General features: G+C 44.0%; 25 protein-coding genes. 9 read left to right on the forward strand and 16 right to left on the reverse strand.

Annotated features, from left to right (window positions below; all coding sequences use genetic code 11):
- From FTV34_RS11760 to FTV34_RS11780, 5 genes are all read right to left on the reverse strand, one after another.
- Positions 1–124 (reverse strand): GTP-binding protein (locus FTV34_RS11760; RefSeq protein ID WP_228151030.1); only part of this gene is annotated, 124 nt, incomplete at its 3' end.
- A gap of 94 nt (positions 125–218) precedes the next feature.
- The gene (fusA, locus tag FTV34_RS11765) at positions 219–2,354 is read right to left on the reverse strand and encodes an elongation factor G (RefSeq protein WP_159123545.1); all 2,136 of its coding nucleotides are present in this window, start codon (positions 2,352–2,354) and stop codon (positions 219–221) included.
- A gap of 131 nt (positions 2,355–2,485) precedes the next feature.
- Positions 2,486–2,956 carry a 30S ribosomal protein S7 gene (gene rpsG / locus FTV34_RS11770; protein WP_004783282.1) on the reverse strand — a complete coding sequence of 157 codons (471 nt, stop codon included), beginning with the start codon at positions 2,954–2,956 and terminating at the stop codon, positions 2,486–2,488.
- Between the two features lie 180 nt (positions 2,957–3,136).
- The gene (gene rpsL / locus FTV34_RS11775; protein WP_004783283.1) at positions 3,137–3,511 is read right to left on the reverse strand and encodes a 30S ribosomal protein S12; all 375 of its coding nucleotides are present in this window, start codon (positions 3,509–3,511) and stop codon (positions 3,137–3,139) included.
- Positions 3,512–3,666: 155 nt separating this feature from the next.
- Positions 3,667–5,169 (reverse strand): EcsC family protein, encoded by a 1,503-nt coding sequence (locus tag FTV34_RS11780; protein WP_180011917.1) that lies wholly within the window; start codon positions 5,167–5,169, stop codon positions 3,667–3,669.
- 275 nt (positions 5,170–5,444) lie between these two features.
- On the opposite strand from FTV34_RS11780, the gene FTV34_RS11785 reads away from it, so the two are divergent.
- On the forward strand, positions 5,445–6,674 hold the full coding sequence (locus tag FTV34_RS11785; protein WP_034701624.1) for a beta-ketoacyl synthase N-terminal-like domain-containing protein: 1,230 nt from the start codon (positions 5,445–5,447) through the stop codon (positions 6,672–6,674).
- 23 nt (positions 6,675–6,697) lie between these two features.
- Positions 6,698–7,150, forward strand: a complete 453-nt coding sequence (locus tag FTV34_RS11790; RefSeq protein WP_004783286.1) for a CopD family protein — start codon at positions 6,698–6,700, stop codon at positions 7,148–7,150.
- A gap of 56 nt (positions 7,151–7,206) precedes the next feature.
- Here the strand turns inward: FTV34_RS11790 and FTV34_RS11795 are convergent, their stop codons facing one another.
- The 4 genes from FTV34_RS11795 to FTV34_RS11810 all read right to left on the reverse strand — a co-directional run bounded on the left by FTV34_RS11795 (position 7,207) and on the right by FTV34_RS11810 (position 11,607).
- Positions 7,207–8,646 (reverse strand): amino acid permease, encoded by a 1,440-nt coding sequence (locus tag FTV34_RS11795; protein ID WP_180070280.1) that lies wholly within the window; start codon positions 8,644–8,646, stop codon positions 7,207–7,209.
- Positions 8,647–8,798: 152 nt separating this feature from the next.
- The gene (locus FTV34_RS11800) at positions 8,799–9,161 is read right to left on the reverse strand and encodes a RidA family protein (RefSeq protein WP_034701622.1); all 363 of its coding nucleotides are present in this window, start codon (positions 9,159–9,161) and stop codon (positions 8,799–8,801) included.
- Between the two features lie 38 nt (positions 9,162–9,199).
- Positions 9,200–10,312, reverse strand: a complete 1,113-nt coding sequence (alr, locus tag FTV34_RS11805) for an alanine racemase (RefSeq protein ID WP_180002410.1) — start codon at positions 10,310–10,312, stop codon at positions 9,200–9,202.
- Between the two features lie 35 nt (positions 10,313–10,347).
- Positions 10,348–11,607, reverse strand: coding sequence for a D-amino acid dehydrogenase (locus FTV34_RS11810; RefSeq protein WP_180070281.1), 1,260 nt, complete (start codon positions 11,605–11,607; stop codon positions 10,348–10,350).
- A 140-nt stretch (positions 11,608–11,747) separates the two neighbouring features.
- Here FTV34_RS11810 and FTV34_RS11815 point away from each other — a divergent pair, with 140 nt between their 5' ends.
- Entirely contained in the window at positions 11,748–12,215 is a 468-nt protein-coding gene (locus tag FTV34_RS11815; RefSeq protein ID WP_180002408.1) for an Lrp/AsnC ligand binding domain-containing protein, read from the forward strand.
- A gap of 124 nt (positions 12,216–12,339) precedes the next feature.
- On the opposite strand, the gene lysM is transcribed toward FTV34_RS11815, so the two are convergent.
- From lysM to FTV34_RS11845, 6 genes are all read right to left on the reverse strand, one after another.
- Positions 12,340–12,849 carry a peptidoglycan-binding protein LysM gene (gene lysM, locus FTV34_RS11820; protein WP_034701613.1) on the reverse strand — a complete coding sequence of 170 codons (510 nt, stop codon included), beginning with the start codon at positions 12,847–12,849 and terminating at the stop codon, positions 12,340–12,342.
- Between the two features lie 182 nt (positions 12,850–13,031).
- Positions 13,032–13,268, reverse strand: coding sequence for an acyl carrier protein (acpP, locus tag FTV34_RS11825; protein WP_004783299.1), 237 nt, complete (start codon positions 13,266–13,268; stop codon positions 13,032–13,034).
- 86 nt (positions 13,269–13,354) lie between these two features.
- Positions 13,355–14,089 (reverse strand): 3-oxoacyl-ACP reductase FabG, encoded by a 735-nt coding sequence (gene fabG / locus FTV34_RS11830; RefSeq protein ID WP_159123542.1) that lies wholly within the window; start codon positions 14,087–14,089, stop codon positions 13,355–13,357.
- Complete coding sequence (gene fabD / locus FTV34_RS11835) at positions 14,086–15,072, reverse strand: ACP S-malonyltransferase (RefSeq protein WP_125278771.1); 987 nt, start codon at positions 15,070–15,072, stop codon at positions 14,086–14,088. Before fabD ends, fabG begins: the two co-directional genes overlap by 4 nt.
- A 246-nt stretch (positions 15,073–15,318) precedes the next feature.
- On the reverse strand, positions 15,319–15,501 hold the full coding sequence (gene rpmF / locus FTV34_RS11840; RefSeq protein ID WP_004783304.1) for a 50S ribosomal protein L32: 183 nt from the start codon (positions 15,499–15,501) through the stop codon (positions 15,319–15,321).
- 77 nt (positions 15,502–15,578) lie between these two features.
- Positions 15,579–16,136, reverse strand: coding sequence for a DUF177 domain-containing protein (locus FTV34_RS11845; protein ID WP_180070283.1), 558 nt, complete (start codon positions 16,134–16,136; stop codon positions 15,579–15,581).
- A 99-nt stretch (positions 16,137–16,235) separates the two neighbouring features.
- Here FTV34_RS11845 and FTV34_RS11850 point away from each other — a divergent pair, with 99 nt between their 5' ends.
- The 3 genes from FTV34_RS11850 to FTV34_RS11860 all read left to right on the forward strand — a co-directional run bounded on the left by FTV34_RS11850 (position 16,236) and on the right by FTV34_RS11860 (position 17,911).
- Positions 16,236–16,898, forward strand: coding sequence for an elongation factor P hydroxylase (locus FTV34_RS11850; protein WP_125278772.1), 663 nt, complete (start codon positions 16,236–16,238; stop codon positions 16,896–16,898).
- Between the two features lie 84 nt (positions 16,899–16,982).
- Entirely contained in the window at positions 16,983–17,600 is a 618-nt protein-coding gene (locus FTV34_RS11855) for an L-threonylcarbamoyladenylate synthase (protein ID WP_180070285.1), read from the forward strand.
- A gap of 38 nt (positions 17,601–17,638) precedes the next feature.
- Positions 17,639–17,911 (forward strand): hypothetical protein, encoded by a 273-nt coding sequence (locus tag FTV34_RS11860; protein ID WP_125278773.1) that lies wholly within the window; start codon positions 17,639–17,641, stop codon positions 17,909–17,911.
- A gap of 26 nt (positions 17,912–17,937) precedes the next feature.
- Here the strand turns inward: FTV34_RS11860 and FTV34_RS11865 are convergent, their stop codons facing one another.
- A complete protein-coding gene (locus FTV34_RS11865; RefSeq protein WP_125278774.1) occupies positions 17,938–18,501 on the reverse strand; it encodes a hypothetical protein in 564 nt (187 codons plus the stop codon).
- Positions 18,502–18,950: 449 nt separating this feature from the next.
- Between FTV34_RS11865 and FTV34_RS11870 the strand changes: the two genes are divergently transcribed.
- Genes FTV34_RS11870 through rluB form a run of 3 tightly spaced genes read left to right on the forward strand, consistent with a single transcriptional unit; the run spans position 18,951 to position 21,418 of the window.
- Positions 18,951–19,745, forward strand: a complete 795-nt coding sequence (locus FTV34_RS11870) for a ScpA family protein (protein WP_180047965.1) — start codon at positions 18,951–18,953, stop codon at positions 19,743–19,745.
- Positions 19,742–20,332 carry an SMC-Scp complex subunit ScpB gene (scpB, locus tag FTV34_RS11875; protein WP_005234269.1) on the forward strand — a complete coding sequence of 197 codons (591 nt, stop codon included), beginning with the start codon at positions 19,742–19,744 and terminating at the stop codon, positions 20,330–20,332. Before FTV34_RS11870 ends, scpB begins: the two co-directional genes overlap by 4 nt.
- 42 nt (positions 20,333–20,374) lie before the next feature.
- Complete coding sequence (gene rluB, locus FTV34_RS11880; RefSeq protein WP_180070287.1) at positions 20,375–21,418, forward strand: 23S rRNA pseudouridine(2605) synthase RluB; 1,044 nt, start codon at positions 20,375–20,377, stop codon at positions 21,416–21,418.
- Positions 21,419–21,540 lie beyond the last annotated feature (122 nt).

Below are 21,540 nucleotides of genomic sequence, written 5' to 3' on the forward strand. Positions count from 1 at the left end.
CACCGAATTTTTTAGCACATACAGTTGCAATCGCAGCTGTTAAAGTTGTTTTACCATGGTCAACGTGACCGATTGTGCCCACGTTAACGTGTGGCTTATTACGTTCAAACTTAGCCTTAGCCATGTTCATCTTCCTTTGTAGATTACTCATGCAGTAAACCTGCATGAGTATTAGATTTTAACTATAAATTTAGTTAGGCAATATAGTAATCGAAAGATTACTCGTCGTCACCTTTTTTGCCGCCAGCTTGGAACTTAGCAATGATGCCTTCAGCCACGTTACGTGGAGTTTCAGCATATTTAGCAAATTCCATAGAGTAAGTCGCACGACCTTGAGACATAGAACGCATGTGAGTTGCGTAACCAAACATCTCAGAAAGTGGAACTTCAGCACGGATTGCTTTAGTACCGCCAGGAAGATCGTCCATACCTTGAACCATACCACGACGACGGTTTAAGTCACCCATGATATCGCCCATGTAGTCTTCTGGAGTTTCTACTTCAACTTTCATGATTGGTTCAAGAAGAACAGGATCTGCTTTCATGAAACCGTCACGGAAGGCATAAGAACCCGCCATTTTGAACGATAATTCGTCAGAGTCGACATCATGGTAAGAACCGTCGAACAATGTCGCTTTGATGCCAACTACTGGGTAACCAGCAAGGACACCATTCTTCATACGTTCTTGGATACCTTTGTCAACCGCACCGAAGAATTCTTTCGGTACTACACCGCCGACAACTTCTTCAGCGAACTCGTAGTCTTTACCAGATTCAGGGTCCATTGGCTCAAGACGTACGTATACGTGACCAAATTTACCTTTACCACCTGTTTGACGAACGAATTTACCTTCTTGTTCAACAGATTTTTTGATCGTTTCACGGTAAGCAACCATTGGTTTACCAATGTTTGCTTCAACGTTGAACTCACGTTTCATACGGTCAACGATGATGTCAAGGTGAAGCTCACCCATACCAGCAATGATGGTTTGACCAGATTCTTCATCAGTACGTACGCGGAACGATGGATCTTCTTTCGCCAAACGACCTAAAGCAACTGACATTTTTTCTTGGTCAGCTTTAGTTTTAGGCTCAACTGCAAGTGCAATTACTGGCTCTGGGAATTCCATACGCTCTAGTGTAATTACGTGGTTTTCATCACATAATGTATCACCAGTCGTTGTATCTTTAAGACCTACACATGCCGCGATGTCGCCCGCACGAATTTCTTCGATGTCGTGACGGTCATTTGCGTGCATCTGTACGATACGGCCGATACGCTCACGTTTCATTTTCACTGGGTTATAAACCGGGCTACCCGCTTTAAGAACACCAGAGTAAACACGTACGAACGTTAAGTTACCAACGAATTTGTCGTTCATGATTTTGAACGCTAACGCAGCAAACGGTGCATCATCAGACGCTTCACGAGAACCTTCAGTTTCGTCTTTGTCGTCTAAGATACCTTTGATTGCTTCAACGTCAGTCGGCGCTGGAAGGAATTCAATTACTGCGTCCAACATACGTTGAACACCTTTGTTTTTGAACGCCGAACCACACATCATCGGTTGAATTTCGTTTGCAAGCGTACGCGTACGTAAACCAGCTACGATTTCTTCTTTCGTCAAATCACCTTCTTCAAGGTATTTGTCCATAAGCTCTTCAGATGCTTCCGCAGCTGCTTCAACCATGTTTGTACGCCATTCATTAGCAGTATCAACTAGGTCAGCTGGGATGTCGCCATATTCGAACTTCATACCTTGAGATGCTTCATCCCAGATAATCGCTTTCATTTCGATAAGGTCAACAACACCTTGGAAGTTTTCTTCAGCACCGATTGGAACAACGATTGGCACTGGGTTAGCACCCAAGCGAGTTTTCATTTGTTCAACCGCACGGAAGAAGTTCGCACCAGTACGGTCCATTTTGTTAACGAACGCAATACGTGGAACTTTATATTTGTTCGCTTGACGCCATACAGTTTCAGACTGAGGTTGTACACCACCTACAGCACAGTAAACCATACACGCACCGTCAAGAACACGCATAGAACGCTCAACTTCGATTGTGAAGTCAACGTGTCCTGGGGTGTCAATAACGTTAATACGGTGTTGTTCGAACTGGTTGCCCATACCTTTCCAGAAGCATGTTACAGCTGCTGAAGTAATGGTAATACCACGTTCTTGCTCTTGTTCCATCCAGTCCGTAGTTGCCGAACCTTCGTGAGTTTCACCTAGTTTGTGGCTCTCACCTGTGTAGAACAAAATACGTTCAGAAGTCGTTGTTTTACCAGCGTCAATGTGCGCTGAGATACCAATGTTACGGTAACGAGAAATTGGGGTTTGACGAGCCATGATTTCTTGCATTCCTAAATTTTGTTGTTTAAAACAGGACGCTTTAAGCTGCTGGGCAACTTAAAGCGATTCGATGACAAAACAGCGAAAACTGGCTCATCATCCTCCTGAATAGGGGCTGTTTTAACCGCTTAGAAGCGATAGTGAGAGAAGGCTTTGTTGGCTTCAGCCATACGGTGCACATCTTCACGTTTTTTAACCGCTGCGCCTTTACCTTCAGCTGCATCAAGCAACTCACCAGCAAGACGTAAAGCCATAGTTTTTTCAGAACGCTTAGCAGCAGCATCTACTAACCAACGCATAGCCAAGGCAGTACGACGGGATGGGCGCACTTCCATAGGTACCTGGTATGTAGCACCACCAACACGGCGTGCTTTTACTTCGACCATAGGACGAACTTTTTCAAGAGTAGTCTCGAAAAATTCAACTGGATCTACTTTAGATTTTTCTTGAACGCGGTCTAAAGCACCGTAAACGATACTTTCAGCAATAGATTTTTTACCATCTTGCATTACGTGGTTCATGAATTTAGCGATTGTTTGGCTGCTGAACTTAGGATCCGGAAGGATTTCACGAGCAGCGACTACGCGACGTCTTGGCATTTTAAAACTACCTATAAATATGACACTTCAGGTTAATCCAGCAGTAGCACAAAGTGTCGTGTGCATTCGCTGGCCTTACTACACGTCGCTTGAATTTTCACAAAATTAAATGCAGAAATCAGACAAGCGAGACGATAAAGGATTGCAGTTCTAGCGAACTAAGAGCTTAATCTCGAAAGATTATTTCTTAGGACGTTTAGTACCGTATTTAGAACGAGCTTGGTTACGATCTTTAACACCAGCACAGTCTAAAGAACCACGAACGGTATGGTAACGTACACCTGGTAAGTCTTTAACACGACCACCACGGATAAGAACAACACTGTGCTCTTGCAGGTTATGGCCTTCACCACCGATGTAGCTAGAAACTTCGAAACCTGAAGTTAAGCGAACACGGCAAACTTTACGCATTGCTGAGTTAGGTTTTTTAGGTGTAGTTGTGTAAACACGTGTACAAACACCACGGCGCTGTGGACAAGCCTTCAACGCAGGAACTTTAGATTTTTCAACTAAAGTCGTACGACCCTTACGGATCAACTGATTTGTTGTTGCCATGTGGCAATTCTCCCGTTAATAAAAAGCCCCAAAAAAATACTACTTTTTGAGGGCATGCAATTGTATGTCAAGATGCAAAATCGGTCAATATGCCGAAGTCAGGCAAAACACGATCGCATCTCGACTTTAAGCGTTTATTTTATGGCGAAAATCACTTATTTTTTCGATTTCGTGGCAGCATTTTTTGTAACATCTTCCGTAGTTTCCTCAGCTTGCGTTTGTTTGTCTGCAGTCTCGGAGTTTTCTGGATTATTTGTATCCGTCTCTTCTTCAGCGGCTGCCTGTAACATTTCTGTGTCATTTTCCTGCAAGCCGAGCTCTTCTTCTAGTGCTGCATCTGCATCAAAAGAATCTTTTGGAATAGCCGGTTTTTGTTCCTGTTTAGCATCGGCGTGTTCAACCAGTTTATCGGTCAATTCATCCAGACCTTCACTGACCTTTTCATCTTTTTTCACTTCAGCTTCTTCCGGGCTCAAGCTTTCCTGCTCTTTCTTAACCAGTTTGACTTGCTTGATGGTTTGATTGCCTTCAATTGGGATTTCTTTATCCAGAATTGGCTTATCTTTATCAGCGGCTGAATGATCAAGATTTTCCATCAGCTTCGGGGTCGCCTGCTGGAGCAGGTCAACGGCTTTTTCATAGGCAGCATATGGCGACAAACCTAGATCCTGATGCTGCTGCAAATACTGACGAGCATGCGAGAATACTTCTTGAGCTTTCTGGTTCACATCATTCACAAAGCGATGGCTATAGACTGCACCAATCCCTGCACTTGCCAATGGAGTCAGTTTGGTTAGCTGCTCTAATAAAGACAGTTTCGGAAAATGGTTCATCCATTCCCACTTCATGCTGCCATCCTGATTACTGAGCCATTTTTTCAGTGTTTCTATATCATTGCTTGACCCGAGCATGGTCTGTAGCTGGGACAGGTCATGTGTCTTTAAGGTACTGCTCAGCGCTTTAAGCCCCATTAAGAGTGCTTGTTTTTCTGCAATCAGACTGAGATCAATTTGTCTAAAGATATGCTGTACGATTTCCTGATCGTCTTCCTTGCTCAAATCAAAACCATAAGAACGTCCCACTTGATAGATGGTACGCAGTGCCATCAATAAAGAAGCTGGAATATCAATCGCGGTTCCCAATACGCCAGTGACACCACTTACCGCACCTTGTACTGTCGCCATCCATTTATTTTGTTCAGCAAATGCCTGAGAAATGCGTTGAGAACGCGTAGTATCCTGAGTTAATTCTTCTAGATCCTTCGCCCCTGCTTCATTCAGGATGGCATCAACCGAACTCATCTGATTGCTGAACTGATTCAGGTGATTATAAAAGTAATCAGATACTTTGTCGGCCAGCTGGGGAGAAACAAAATGCGCGACATTATTCACGGTATTAAAACGACGGCCCAGCAGCTGACGGGAAACATTTGGAAGATGTTCGCGTAGCATGTCTTTAGGATTTTCATATTTTTTTGAAGCAAAAGGGCTTTTGACTTTTGCCGAGCCATCAACAGCATGATCGGTATTGAAGGTTTTAGTCACAGAATCTGGTGCAACATGATTTAACAGTTCCAAACCTGTTGAACTGAACTTTTTCGCCACTCCAAAGGCATTCGAAATCAGACCATTAGATTGTTTATTATTAGCATTTACCATTTTTTACCTCAGCATGCACGTGCTTGTATTTGGTATAAATACTAGGTGTAGTCAGCATTTATCTCAACCTTATTCTGTTTCATTTAGTAAAAGCTCTACACAGTACTTTATAAACTCAACCTACTGTCACACGGCATAACATTTGCCATAAGATTTCAAAAATCTTTCTGCTATGATGTTCTGCATTGTGAAATAGGGGTCAGCGCTATATTTTGCTGTCTTATCAACGTCAAATATCTCCCTCTGCCCCAGAGATAAACTATAAGGATCTGTAGATGAAACGTGTTGTCATCACTGGTATGGGTATTAACTCGTGCATTGGTAATACATTAGAGGATGTGAATCACTCTTTACAAAACGGGATTTCAGGAACACGTTTTAATCCGACTTATGCTGAACTGAATTTCAAGAGCCATGTGAGCGCTGCTGCTGAACAGGATTTTGATGGCATTGACCGTAAGCTGAAACGCTTCATGGGCGTGTGTGCAATGTATGCCTACAATGCTGCTGTGGCTGCTGTTGAACATGCTGGCTTAAAACAGGAAGATCTGGCGAATAATCCACGTTATGGTATTGCGGGCGGTTCAGGTGGCAACTCGACAGCTTCTGTAGTAGAAATGACAAAATTGCTGGAAGAAAAAGGTGCACGCAAAGTCGGCCCATTCTTCGTACCGCGCAACATGTCAAACACCATTACTGCAAACGTCGGTGTGGCATTCAAATTACAAGGGATTGCACACTCGATTACTAGCGCCTGCGCAACTTCTGCTGATGCAATTGGTTATGCTTACAACCTGATCCAACTGGGTAAACAGGATCTAATGCTTGCCGGTGGTGGCGAAGAAGATCACTGGTCTCAAAGCCTGCTGTTTGATGCGATGGGTGCACTGTGCTCTAAATACAACGACACACCTGAAACAGCTTCTCGTCCATATTCAGCAGACCGTGACGGTTTCGTGATTGCTGGTGGTGGCGGTTTTGTGGTGCTTGAGTCACTGGAACATGCTCAGGCACGTGGCGCGAATATTCTGGCTGAGGTTGTAGCTTATGCAGCCAACTCTGATGGTGCTGACATGGTTGCTCCATCTGGCGAAGGTGCAACACGTTGTATCCTGATGGCTCTAGAAGAAGCCAAACAGCATGGTGTAGATAAAATTGACTATGTGAATACACATGGTACTTCTACCCCAGCAGGTGATGTTACTGAACTTAAAGCTATGGCACGTGCCTTCGGTGAAGGTCACGTTCCTCCACTCAGCTCGACTAAATCTATGACAGGTCACAGCCTGGGTGCTGCAGGTGTACAGGAAGCGATCTACTCTATCCTGATGATGCAAAATGACTTTATTGCACCAAACATCAATGTGACTGAACTGGATGAAGGCGCAAAACCATTTGATATCGTACTTGAAAAACGTGACGCAAAATTGAATACTGTGATGAGTAACAGTTTCGGTTTCGGCGGCGTAAATGCTTGTCTCGTTTTCAAAAAATGGGAAGGCTAAGCCGCCCATTTTAGGGTGACTTGATGGATGCTCCTTCTGATGCTTTCTTGTGGGTAAAAGCATTACATATTATTGCTGTGGTTTGCTGGTTTGCTGCATTGTTCTATCTGCCACGGCTTTACGTCTACCATGCCATGAGCGAAGATGTCGTAAGTCATCAACGCTTTGAAATTATGGAACGCAAGCTGTATCGCGGGATTATGTGGCCAGCTATGGTCGCCACGCTGATCACAGCACACTTTCTAGTCGATTGGGGTGATGCAACGCGTCATTACCATGAAGCCTTATGGTTCTATCTGAAAGTCGGCTTGGTTGGCTTGCTAGTCATTTACCATTTGGTATGTGGTTATTATCGTAAGAAACTGATGGAAAATGCCCATTACAAGTCACACAAGTTCTGGCGCTTCTTTAATGAAATGCCAACGCTGATTTTATTTGCTGTGGTGATTTTAGTGGTGGTAAAACCTACTTTCTAAAATTCCCTAAAATTAAAATATCCCCGATTGATCGGGGATTTTTTATGTCTGCACTTTTATTCTCCGGAGAGAAGTTGCTGACGTTTACGAAGACGTGGCTTATACAAACTATGATAGGTGGCGAACAGAATCACCAACCACAGCGGACTAATCATCAGTGCTTTCATGGTATCTGCTTCCAGACTTAAAATAACTAAGGCAAAGAACAAGAAGATCAGCACCAGATAGGACATCCAGATTCCGCCCGGCATTTTGAAGGTCGAAGTGGCATGTTTTTCAGGTTGCTGTTTACGGTAACGGATATAACACACCATAATCAGCCCCCAGATACTGATAAACAGAATCACACAGAGTGAGCTGGCCAGCGTAAAGGCTTCCATCGTGTTCGGCACAAAATACTGGAAAGCTGCACCCGCCATAATAAAGGCACAAGAAAATAACAGACCTTTAGCCGGAACTGCACGACTTGAAAGCTCAGCCAAAGCCTGGGGTGCCTGACCATCACGTGCCAGACCAAACAGCATCCGGCTGGTAGAGAACACGCCACTATTCATGGAGGACATCACAGAAGACAGCACCACCAGATTCATGATAATGGCTGATACGGGAATACCCGCATGCAAGAAAAGAGTCACAAAAGGACTTTGATCAGCAGGAATTTCTACCCACGGCGTTACAGACATAATCACCAGCAGAGACAATACATAGAACAAGATGATCCGTGTAGGAATCGCATTCACTGCTTTAGGCAAGTTCTTTTCCGGATCCTTGGTTTCAGCCGCCATCGTACCCAGCAGCTCTACCCCTACAAAAGCAAACATCGCAATCTGAAAACCAGCCAGAAAGCCCATTGTGCCCTTAGGGAACATACCATCATAGGCCCAGACATTGGTCAGGCTGGCAGCCGATCCACTTGGTGCCTGGAAGTCGCTGAAGATCATATATCCGCCAATCACAATCAGGCCCAGAATCGCCAGAATTTTAATCAGGGCGAACCAAAACTCGATTTCACCAAACAGCTTCACGGTCAGCAGGTTAATTCCCAGTACCAGCAATACACAGCCCGCACTGATCATGGCCTGTCCCATGGGTGTAAAAGCCATATCGGGTGGCAGCCAGAAATTCAGATAATTGATAATTGCCGCTAAGTCGGCAATACCGACCAGAATCCAGCCCAGCCAGTACGACCAGCCAATATAATAGCCAGCCCCCGGACCAATCAGGTCATGCGCCATATCAATGAAGGATTTATAGTGCAAATTGGATAACAGGATTTCCCCTAATGCACGCATCAGGAAAAAGAACATGGCTCCAATAATCATGTAGATAAACAAGATTGAAGGCCCTGCCAGTGCAATCGTTTTACCAGAACCCATAAACAGGCCTGTACCAATGGCACCACCAATGGCAATTAACTGCAAATGGCGGTTAGAGAGCTTACGTTGTAATTCATGGGGAGATGATGATGCATCATCTTTAGAAGAGGCTGTATTCATATTCGGTTCCTTTTTCACATCAAGCCTTCGCTTATCTGATCGGATTTCTTCCTGAAATCCTGATTGCAGATGCAGTTTCATTTAATGGATTAAATGATCAGGCCTGATATGCTTACAAAATCAAGTTGGGAGATATAAAAATCTGAAGCAACTTAAGGGAGTGCTGCAATCACTGCAATTTCAATTAACCAGGCGGGATTTACCAGATCCGCCTGAATGGTTGCGCGTGCTGGTGTGCCACATCCCTCGAGCCATTCAATCCAGAGTGCATTGACGGTTTGAAAGTCTTCCAGGTTTTTAACAAAGAGCTGTGCAGATAACAGACGGCTTTTGTCTGTACCTGCCAGTTTAAGGAGTTGATCAATCTTCATGAGCACTTCCCGCGTTTGACCACGAATATCCAGACTGCTGCTGTCTGGCACCTGCCCTGATAAATACACCGTTTTATTGTGAATGGTGACAGCACTCATGACCTGATTGCTGTTCAAACGCTGAATATCTGCATGTTCCGTCATAATTTTATCCTCTCTTATTTCTAATATTTGTTTAATCTTTAGCTTTCAATCTGCACGGGCACACGTTGAGTAATGGCACACATCAGCTCATAGCCAACCGTACCCGAACCCGCGGCCACTTCATCAATCGGCAATACTGTGCCGTGTATGGATTGTCCCCACAGCACAACTTCGCTACCAATCTGCGCATCAGGTACAGAACCTAGATCAACCGCCAGCATATCCATACTGACGCGACCGACCGTTTGGGTTCGAATCCCATCTACCAAAACTGGTGTTCCAGTTTGTGTGATTCGCTGATAACCATCCGCATAACCACAGGCCACAATTCCAATCTGCATATCTTGCTCAACTATAAAAGTAGAGCCATAACCGATGCTGTCTCCTGCCCGAACCTGCTGAATCGCGATCAGTTCGCTACGCAGACTCATGGTCGGCTTTAAGTTCCAGTGATCAATCGTATGGGCGGGATAGTCAGGTGAGCTGCCGTAAAGCATGATGCCGCTACGTACAATGTCTGACTGTATATGCTGATGATGACGCAGAATGGCAGCACTATTACTGAGTGAAGTTTTGCCCGGCAGATTTTGAATGGTTTCGGTAAAGACCAGCTGTTGATGTTCAATACCTTCCTGTCCAAGGCGCATGCCATCCGCATCGGAGAAATGTGTCATATGACTGATGGAGCATACTTGCTTAATATTTTTTAATTCCTGAAAAGCGACACGATACTGCTCAGGTAAAAAACCCAGTCGGTTCATTCCGCTATTCATTTTTAAAAAGACATCAAACTGTACGTCTGGTTGTAAGTCGACAAAGGTTTTTAACCATTCCAGTTGATGCTGGGCATGAATTGCAAAACTTATCCCGTACTTGGCGCAGTCGAATAAATCTTCAAGGCCAAAAATGCCTTCCAGTAACAATAAGGGTTTGTCACAGCCTAAGGCACGCAAACGCTTTCCTTCAGTAAGATCCAGAAAGGCAAAACCATCAGCACTTTTTAATGCGGGATAAACCCGCTCAATACCGTGCCCATAGGCATCAGCTTTAACCACTGCAAAGACCTGGCTTTGAGGTGCGCAGGAACGTGCAACTTGCAGGTTATGTTGCAATGCCTGTTGATGAATCACCGCGTGTATTGGACGTGGCATAAATTTCTTCCCTGAAACTGATAATCCTTAAAAGCTTAAGCAACCTGCTGATAACGATTCAGCGACAAGCCTTCAGTACTAATCTCAGGTGCTTTTCCAAGCACTAGATCACTGATCAGCTTTCCTGAACCACAGGCCATGGTCCAACCTAGGGTACCGTGTCCAGTATTTAGGAACAGGTTATTAAAGCGTGTTGGTCCAATGATTGGCGTACTATCCGGGGTCATTGGACGTAAGCCGGTCCAGAAACTGGCCTGCGCCATATCGCCGCCCGGGAACAGGTCACGAGTGACCATTTCCAAGGTTGCGCGACGATCTTCATTCAGACCCAAATTAAAGCCTGTCAGCTCTGCCATACCACCGACACGGATGCGCTGATCAAAACGAGTCAATGCAATCTTGTAAGTTTCATCCAGCACAGTCGATTGTGGTGCATGAGTCTGATCCACAATTGGAATGGTCAATGAATAACCTTTGACTGGATACACCGGCAGATCCAGGTGTAACGGCTTCAGAAAATCACGGGAATAGCTGCCGAAAGCCAGCACATATTTATCTGCGGTCAACACCTGACCATTGACCAGTACACCTTTGATCTGGTCGCCTTCAAACAGCAGTTTTTCAACATGCTGGTTAAACTTGAATTGCACGCCCATGCCTTTGGCATAATTGGCCAGTGCATTGGTGAACAGGTAGCAATCACCAGTTTCATCATTGGGCAGATGCAAACCACCTACCAGTTTATCTTTAGCTTCAGCCAGTGCCGGTTCAACTTTGGCTAGCTGTTCACGATCCAGCAACTCAAAATCTACGCCGGTTTCTTTCAGCACTTCAATATCACGTTGCACTGCATCGAGCTGTGCTTCCTTACGGAAAATCTGCAAGGTTCCTTTAGAACGATTTTCATAAGAAATGCCGATATCACGACGTAGATTACGTAAACAGTCACGGCTATATTCAGCGACCCGCACCATACGTTCTTTATTCACTGCATAATGTTGAGCATTACAGTTTTTGAGCATCTGGGCCATCCACTGTAACTGCCACAGACTACCATCAACATTAATCGCCAATGGTGCATGATGCTGGAACATCCATTTCACTGCTTTAAATGGAATGCCAGGTGCTGCCCACGGTGTCGAATAACCAGGAGAAATCTGGCCTGCATTACCAAAACTGGTTTCTTCAGCTGGACCTGCCTGACGGTCAAGGACAGTCACTTCTGCTCCCTGCTGCGCAAGATAGTAGGCACTTGTTACACCAATGACACCACCACCTAATACAATTACGCGCATGACATTACCCTCAATGACATTTATAGTTTATTTCACCAGTATATTTTTGGATCAATAGTGAATTTCACTGTTTTAAACTGATATATTCAGCAAATTCACTAGATTTTTCGCGTCATTTTTAAAAATTAAGGGAATAATAGATGCGCAAATTAGACCGCATTGATCGCATGATTTTAGATATCCTGCAGCGCGATGGACGCATTGCAATCAGTGAACTCGCTTCCCAAGTCAACCTCTCTACCACGCCTTGTTCCGAGCGGGTGAAGCGGCTAGAACGCGATGGAATCATCATGGGTTACCATGCCCGGCTCAATCCGGAAAAGCTGGAAAAGAACCTGTTAGTGTTTCTGGAAATCAAACTTTCTGCCAAATCGGGCGATGTATTTGAACAGGTCGCGCGTGACTTAAGTGAAATTCCTGAAGTGCTGGAATGTCATCTGATCTCGGGAGATTTTGATTACCTGGTGAAAGCCCGCCTAAAGGAAATGAGTGCTTACCGGCGTCTGCTTGGGGATTTATTAAAAAAGCTCCCCTCTTCTGCTTCCTCACATAGTTATGTGGTGATGGAAGAAGTAAAGGAAAGTTCATATCTGGATGTAGGAATCTAATTCTGACCCGAGTTCAAGTGGTAGACACAACAAAACCCCATAAGGGGCTTTGTTGTGAACCGTTTATCTGAATCAGATAAGTTTAAAATAAAATTTTATTATTTATATTGATGATTATTTAAAACTAGGCAGGAATACGTAGTACCTGACCCGGGAAAATATCATCTGCATTTTTCAGTAAAGGGCGATTCGCCTCGAAAATCTTGTTGTACTGATTGGCATCACCATAAAACTCTTTCGAAATTTTAGACAAAGTATCACCCGATTTAACCGTATAGAACTTACTTTCAGGTTCCGGATTCGCCACAGTCAGCTGGTCATCCACTTTAGCGACATGATCAACATTTCCTACCGCTAAAATAATCTTTTCACGATCCGCCTGACTTTGTACCTGTCCGCGTACGGTTGCCAGATCTGAGGTTGAGTTATAGCTGATCGACAATCCTGTAATTGGCAGTCCTAGGCTTTTGACATGCCCTAACAACTTATTTGCTATTTCCTGTGCAGAAGGTTCAGCCGGTGCTGCCTTAGGTGCAGCTGCAGGCGCTTGCTGAGTTGCTGCAGGTGTTTGTTGTGGCTCCGCAGCTGCAGTGTTCTTTTTACCAATGCCTTTTACAAAATCAAAAAGACCCATAGTGGACTCCATTCTTGTTATTCATCAGATCATTCTTATTTGTACAAGGAAAGCAGCAGATACAAAGTTAGTCATTGGTAAGCAAAAGGTTATCGATTGTAAAATCACCCTATATCTATTCTACAGGCACAAAAAAACCACCTTGCGGTGGTCTTTAGGTTCAGCAAAGCTGAAAATCAGCATTAACCAAGTTTTTTAGTAACATAGTCAATAGCAGATTGAACAGTTGTGATTTCGTTAGAATCTTCATCAGGAATAGTGATGTCGAAGTCATTTTCGAAAGACATAACAAGTTCAACTAGGTCTAGAGAGTCAGCACCTAAGTCATCCATGAAAGATGCTTCGTTTTTAATCTCTTCGACTTTGATACCAAGTTGTTCTGCAACCGCTTGTTTAACGCGTTGTTCGATATCGCTCACAGGAATTCTCCTCATTGCTTGTGGCGTTTTTAATGCCGTTAGTTTAATTGAATCTATAAAATTTGGAAAGTTAATACATGTGCCGTTTAGCTCATGTATAAACCACCATTAACGTGAATGACTGTACCTGTAATGTAACTGGCTTTGTCCGATGCCAGGAAACTTACGGCATTCGCGATATCTTGTGGATCACCTAAACGGTTTAAAGCCACTTGATCACTCATTTTTTTGCGAATTTCTTCACTTAACTGTTCAGTCATTTCAGTTGCGATAAAGCCAGGTGCAACAGCATTGACTGTAATCTGACGACTACCCATTTCTTTAGCCAGACTGCGACCAAATGCCTCAATACCTGCTTTTGCTGCAGAGTAGTTTGCCTGACCTGGGTTAGCAAAATGCGCCACCACAGAACTGATATTAATGATACGGCCGAAACGTGCCTTAGTCATACCTTTCAGCACACGTTTAGATAAACGATAAACGGCTTTCAGATGAATGTTTAAAATATCATCCCAGTCGTCTTCCGACATACGCAATAACAGATTGTCTTTGGTAATACCGGCATTATTCACCAGTACCAGCACAGGACCATAGTTTTGCTCAATATCGCTGACCAGTGCATCAATCGCAGCACCATCACGTACATCTAAAACTTTACCGGCACCATGTTCAGCAAATTGTACGTTAAGTTTCTCTGCACCCGCTTCAGAAGTTGCAGTACCTACGACAAAATAACCGTCTTGAATTAATTGTTGTGCAATTGCAGCACCAATGCCGCGGCTTGCACCTGTCACCAAGGCAACTTTACGTTCCTGTGTCATGCAATTTTCCCTTCTGCCACCAATACGGTGTTAAGCGCATCTTCCAGACGAGATTGAGTATCTAATGGAAGTGCTTTTTCGATATTTGGTAAACGTTTTGCCATATTGGCCAGTACATTACCTGGGCCACATTCTACAATGTACTCAACGCCTTCATCTTGAAGGAATTGTAGTGTTTTAGTCCATTGTACTGACTCATACAGCTGCTCAGTCAAAGCCTGACGAAGCTCACTCACGTCCGCAGCTGCTTTTGCGCCTACATTTTGTAATACAGGTATGCGTGGCATCTCAATGGCAGTTTGTTCCAAAGCTGTTGCGAACTGCTCAGCGGCAGGTTTCATCAGTGAACAGTGTGAAGGCACTGAAACTGGCAGTGCAATCGCCTTGCCGCCATTTTCTTTGGCCAGTGCCATCACGGCTTCTACACGTTCTTTATTACCGGCAACTACGACTTGACCCTGAGCATTATAGTTGGCTGCTTCAACTGAACCTTCGCCTGCTGCTGTTGCTTGTGCACAAAGCTCGATCACTTTGGCATCATCCAGACCCAGAATCGCTGCCATTGCACCTACGCCTTGAGGTACAGCAGTTTGCATCAACTTACCACGCAGGTTCACCAGCTTGACTGCATCACCCAGACTTAAAGCACCCGCTGCAACTAACGCGCTGTATTCACCGAGTGAATGGCCCGCCATATATTTTGGTGCTACCCCACCCAACTCTAACCATACACGCCATAAAGCAATGGATGCTGTTAATAGTACCGGTTGAGTAAATTCGGTTTGATCCAGACCTTCACCCGTCTGTGCAATCTGCCACAGATCAAAACCCACCGCTTCAGATGCTTCAGCAAATGTATTGCGGATACCACTAAACTGTTCTGCAAGTTCAGCGAGCATGCCGACTTTTTGTGAACCCTGGCCTGGGAACACAAATGCAGTTTTAGTTGCTTGAGCTGCTTGTTCGAGTTGTTTAGCAGACATAAATAAAATCCTTTCATTCAAGAGGTGCGAATCTTTTCTTAGACCTAAAAATTGGCCGATCAGATCACCTTACCCATTGTGGAGCGCAATTTAACACGTAATTTTGGCTTGGGTAATTGCCAAATACAACAAAAACCGCGACTTCACATGATGGCCGCAAAACCTGAACATAAAATCAGGCATAAAAAAAGGGAGCTTAACGCTCCCATTTTTTCTACTAAGCTTTAACGCTTAATACATCATCAATTATTCAGCAGATGCTTTAGCGAATAATTGACGACCACGGTAGATACCATCTTTAGATACGTGGTGACGACGATGAGTTTCACCAGTAGTTTGGTCTACAGTTAATGCATTCTCAGTTAAAGCGTCATGTGAACGGCGCATGTCACGGCGAGAGCGACTTTTACGGTTTTGCTGAACGGCCATGATGGCTCCTTACAAATATCGAAAAAATGGATCAGAACAAATTCGATTGTCTTATACGCATGAGTATAACACAAAAATTAGTTAAGTTTACCCTTCAAAGCTGCCAAAACTTCAAACGGATTATCCCGTTTTTCTTCAACAACTTCTTCTGCGGCAGGTTGATGCTTATGCTCACAAACGTCATGCTTAGGAGACAGCGGCATCAACAATAACAATTCATCTTCTATCAGTGCGAGTAAGTCAGCGGTGGCAGGTGCATCATATGAACCTTTCGTCGTTGCTTCACTTTCACCTAAGACGATGAAATCAGCATCCTCATCCAAGCGCTCTATCAGTGACTCATCATCCACAAGAGCTAGATGAAAATCTGAAACGAGTTCGATTTCAACGGTCTCCAGACAACGCTGGCATTCCATTGGAACTTTCGTTTCAACATGACCATCCAACCATGCAATGCGATGATAGGCATCCATTGATAGCTTACAGTCTATGTTAATCAATTGATCATCAATTGATCCAACAGCTTCACGAGCAATACGAACAAAGCGAGATAATGGCAGGTTTCCTGACCATACAAAGCCCTGTTCAGCCCATTTAAACGGCTCAATCTGTGCCGGAAAGGTATTTGCTGACATAATTAAGGCGGCAATTCTACAAATTCATCAGAACTCTGTCAAAGATTAAGATACAATTTTGTACTTATTTTTAGACAGACCAATTGGGTAATTTCAGTCATGCATCTGTTGCAGCCGCAAACAGAAGTGAATGTTTCATCACTCGTTAGCACACTTTCAACCTCCGATTCTGACAGCTCACTACAGCAAGTGCAACGCTTACCGTGGGCGAATTTATCCTCAGAAGCGGAACAGGTTGATTGGCTCATCTTACACTTTAATCACTGGTTTTCCCACCTAAATGTCACTTTAGTCCGTGGTGAGTTTGAACCGGAGTATTTCCCGGCAACAAAAGATAGCCCTGCCCGGATCCAGTTTGCGCATGGCTTCTTTAATAGTGCCCTGCATGAAATCAGTCACTGGACGATTGCCGGTGATAAGCGCCGTCTGCTACCAGATCTGGGCTATTGGTATGCGCCAGATGGTCGCACCAAGGAACAGCAAGCATTATTTGAGCAGGTCGAAATCAAGCCACAAGCGATTGAATGGATGTTTTCCAAAGCATTTGGCCGTAAGTTCCGTGTGTCCCTGGACAATTTAACCGGCGATGGTGGCGATGGCTCCAGCTTTAAAGATAATGTTTATGCTCAGGTACAACGCTATTTTAGTGGTGAAGCCAAACTGCCACGTGATGCCAAACGTTTCATTGATTGTATCTGTGTCTGCACCCGTGCGGGCAAAAGTTTACAATCTGATGAATTTCAACGTGAAATGCTTGATTAAATTACACAAATCTACCTGTTTGTCATTGTTACTTTATACAAAGGCATTTCATAATAAGTTTAAGGCAGGTTGGGAGGAATATTTATGCTGCATTTACGTGTACACCCGGATAATCCGCAAGCTCGTCTGATCAGTCAGGCAGTAGAACGTATTCGTGCCGGTGATGTTGTGGTTTATCCGACCGATGCAGCCTATGCGATTGGCTGCCAGATCGGGAATAAACATGCGATGGAGCGAATCGCACAGATTCGTGGTCTAGGACCTAAGCACCAATATGCCATTATCTGCTGTGACTTATCCGATCTTGCGACTTATGCCAAAGTCGACAATGCCGTCTATCGTTTGCTGAAAAATAATACACCTGCTGTGACCACGTTTATTCTTCCGGCAACCAGCGAAGTGCCTAAACGTTTAATGCATCCAAAGAAAAAAACCATTGGTTTGCGTATCCCTACCAATCCTGTGTGTCAGATGCTGCTTCAAGAGCTGGGCGAACCGCTGCTCACTTCAACGCTCATCCTGCCAGACCAGACGGATCCTTTAGATGATCCTTATGACATTGAAATGAAGCTTGGTAAGCGTATTGATGTGTTTATCGACAGTGGACTAGGCACATTAAGTACGACTTCTATTGTGGATTTATCAGGAGATCAGCCTGAAGTGATTCGTCGTGGTGTTGGTGATGTCAGTGCTTTTGAATAAATAAAGCTGCTTCTAATGAAGTCTCAGAAGAAAATAAAATGGATTTGTTTTATATCCTCCTGAACCTGAATGAATTTCCTGCCGATCATCTGATCTATGCTGAATTGCCTTGGACACTGGAATCCAAGGCAATATCTATCGATAAAAATTCCAAGCCAGAATTAAATCTGAATATCAACAATATTGAATACTCATACTTTCTTGAGATCGCGATGGCAAGAAAACTTCTACAAGTTTATTCAACAAGCAATGTTTGTCTGGCAGCTACCTGCCAACGTATCATCGAATATGTATTGCGAGAGCAGAATTAAAATAACCTTATCACGCATGCCAAGATTTAATAGCTCGCTGCACGCTCCTGAGTAGATGTACTGACCGCTGGTGCAACCGAAGGAACCTGATTATTCAAACTTGGCATTGGGGGTAACGGATCACCTTCTTTATAATGTTTTAACTGCAAGAAGTTTGGACATTCCGACAGTTTTTGCTGATGAGTTGCAAGTTCAGCACCAAACCTGTTTTTGACTGAAACATGAAAAGTGATTTGATCCTCTTCAAGCACATTCAATAACGCAGTCCGGGCTGTGGATTCCATAGTCCTAAAAGAATCAATAGAATTACAGCTCATGGTTTTGACCATTGCAGTAACACCGTCGGGTAAATCTTTGCCCGTATAAAGCGTATTACGCATATAGAAACGAATATGAGGATACTGGTCCAGTACGCTAAAATCCAGTTTCATGGCCTGCATCACTGGTTTGGCCTGCTCGACAAAGCTGGAAAAGCCGCCAGACTTCAGATTGGTACGCATTTCATTTTCAAGCTGCATGAGCTGATATTGAGGATAGCCCCAGAATACCCCTAAGCCGATGACGCCGATTAACACAAGTATGATTGGCATTTTTATAATTAACCTGATCTATGATTGTTATTTATCAATATTTTTTTGGCTATATTAGTTTATTTTTTAGGCGATAGATAACTGTTTTTTCTTATTTTTATCACATATTTCCTGATGAGCTTTAACTCAGTCACTATTTAATAGGTGTTGAGAATCTTTTAAAAATTTTCTATATGAAGTTACAGTTTCTTAAGCCACCCAGACCATATTGTATTTAATTTTAGCTAATATGCTGTTTAATATCAGACTTGTGCATTTTACCCAATTAAAAAAATAAAATTTCTCCTAAAATAAATATGGTTTTTTTGCTTTTGAATGCATATCTATTTTATTTAACGACAATTTTCCAGTACAATGCCAACTACTAAATTATGTGCTTTTTCTCCTGACAAGAGCTCGGGGAATAAGCCATTTCATGCCTTTGAAAATTCGCGTGGCTTATAATTGTAATGACTCAAATGCCCCATAACGCTATGGAATCTGCTCCAAACATCCGGGTTCTGGATGAATGGCAAAATACGATTCCAGAGGATCTGTATATTCCTCCAGCAGCGTTTGAAATTCTGTTAGAACATTTTGAAGGCCCCCTCGACTTTTTAATCTACCTGATCCAGAAAAATGGTTTTGACCTGTTACAGGTTGATATCGCGCCCATTGCCTCCCAATATCTGTCCTATATGGATGCGATGAAATCCCTGAATATTGAACTAACCGCGGATTATATGGTGATGGCTGCTTTACTGGCCGATCTCAAATCTCGTTTATTGTTACCTAAACCGAAAAGCGTGGCTGCGGTTGAACAGGATCCAAAACAAGACCTGATTGAGCGCCTGGAAAATTATTTACGGATCAAGCAGGCTGCAGAACGTCTGGGTCAGATGACGATTCTGGAACGTGATACCTTTGAGACCAATGTTCACTTAGGCGAGTTTATCCAACCCAATGAAGGCCATAGTGCTGATCTGCTGCGTGATGCCTTGCTTTGCGTCTTTAACCGTCCTGAACCGGTCATTCATCAGGTGCAACAGGAGCCTGTTTTACTGGAAGAACGGATTGCCTATATTGAAAGCTGTCTGGAATCCGGTGAAGTCTTGTCTTTTGATAACTTACTCAAGCCAAGTCAGGGACGCATGGGTGTAGTCGTGACCTTTATGGCCGTGCTAGAACTTACCCGCCAGCAAAAAATTCAAATTATTGCCTCAGGCATTGAGGCACCGCTCGCAATTCAAGGAGCACACGTATGAACACAGAACACAATATCTCCTTGTCTGCGGAAGATAATCTGCATGAAATTCTGATGCAGCTGGAAGCCATTATTTTTGCCAGTGACTCCCCAGTTTCCTTAGCTCGACTGAAAGAAGCATTTCAGGATCGCTATAGCAAGCAGGAGCTGCGCCAGTATTTACAGCAGCTTTCCATGCTGATGCATGGCCGTTCTATTGAACTGGTTGAAACTGTGCAAGGTTACCGTTTTCAAGTGCGTGTAAAATATCGTAATATTATTGCACAGACCTGGCCCGAGCGACCGACACGCCTGTCACCTTCATTACTGGAGATGCTTGCGGTGATTGCTTATCATCAGCCAGTGACCCGAGCTGATATTGAACAAATTCGTGGTGTCACGAATAACAGTCAGATTTTGCGTACGCTGTTTGACTGGAACTGGATTAAAGAATCCGGCTTTCGTGAACTCCCTGGAAGACCTGCGTTGTTAGTGACAACGCCACAATTTTTAAATGCGTTTGGCTTAAATTCTTTAGGCCAATTGCCTCCCCTGCAGGATGCCAAGGAAGCTTTTATGGCGCTCGATGCGAATGCACCGAAGTCATAAATAGGTGAACTGTTGAATAATTATTTCTAAGGTTATGCTGTCATGAGTGAAAAGTTGCAAAAGGTGCTTGCACGTGTTGGTTTGGGTTCTCGCCGTTATATGGAAGAAGTCATTGCCGCAGGTCGTGTGAGTGTGAATGGGCAGATTGCCCAAGTGGGTGAACGAATCGAACCAGGTGATGAGCTTCGCATCGATGGTCGTAAAGTGCAGTTCCAGATCGAAGACGAAATCCGTCGTCGTGTCCTGATTTACTATAAGCCAGAAGGCGAAATCTGTTCACGTAATGATCCTGAACAGCGTCCAACAGTATTTGACAACCTGCCATCAATTCAAGGCGATCGCTGGGTAATGGTCGGCCGTCTGGATATTAACTCGACCGGTCTGTTACTGTTCACAAATGACGGTGAACTAGCGAATCGTTTAATGCACCCATCAAATGAAATCGAACGTGAATATGCGGTTCGTGTCATGGGTGAAGTGACTCCACAACTGAAAAACAACATGCTGAAAGGCGTGGTGCTAGATGATGGTCCTGCGAAGTTTGAATCATTCTCTGAACTGGGTGGTGACGGGATCAACCGTTGGTATCAAGTTGTCGTGAAAGAAGGTCGTAACCGTGAGGTTCGTCGTATCTTTGAATCACAAGGCCTGAAAGTCAGCCGTTTATTACGTACCCGTTACGGTACCGTGATTCTGCCACGTGAACTTCGTACAGGTCGCTGGATTGAACTGGATAAACAGGATATCGATAACCTGACCAAATCAGTTGAGCTGAAACCGCGTCAAGGTACCGGCTTATTCGGCATGGCGAAACGTCGTAATGAGCGTATGCAGGAAAAACCAATGGCAGCGCGCCGTGGTGGTTACTTGCGTCAGCAACGCCGTGATACCGATGAGCAGCCGCCGCAATACAACAACCGTGAACGTCGCGATGATCAAGGCTTTGGTCGTCGTGAAAACCAGAATGGCACCCAGTTTGCACGTCGTGACAACCGTGAAGACAACCAGTTTGGCCGCCGCGAAAACCGTGAAGGTAATGCACCACGCGGTTTATATGGTGCGAATAAAGGCTTTAAAAAGTTCTAAGCTTTGAATAAGAGAGAGTCACTTCGGTGGCTCTTTTTTTTGCAAGAACAATAATAATGACCTAATTTTATCTATCCCTAGTCTTCTCAATAGAACCCGATATAAAAGGCGGGTATCTCCCT

Origin of the sequence: Acinetobacter sp. YH16038 (assembly GCF_013417275.1) — a bacterium.
In the GTDB taxonomy this organism is placed as follows: domain Bacteria; phylum Pseudomonadota; class Gammaproteobacteria; order Pseudomonadales; family Moraxellaceae; genus Acinetobacter.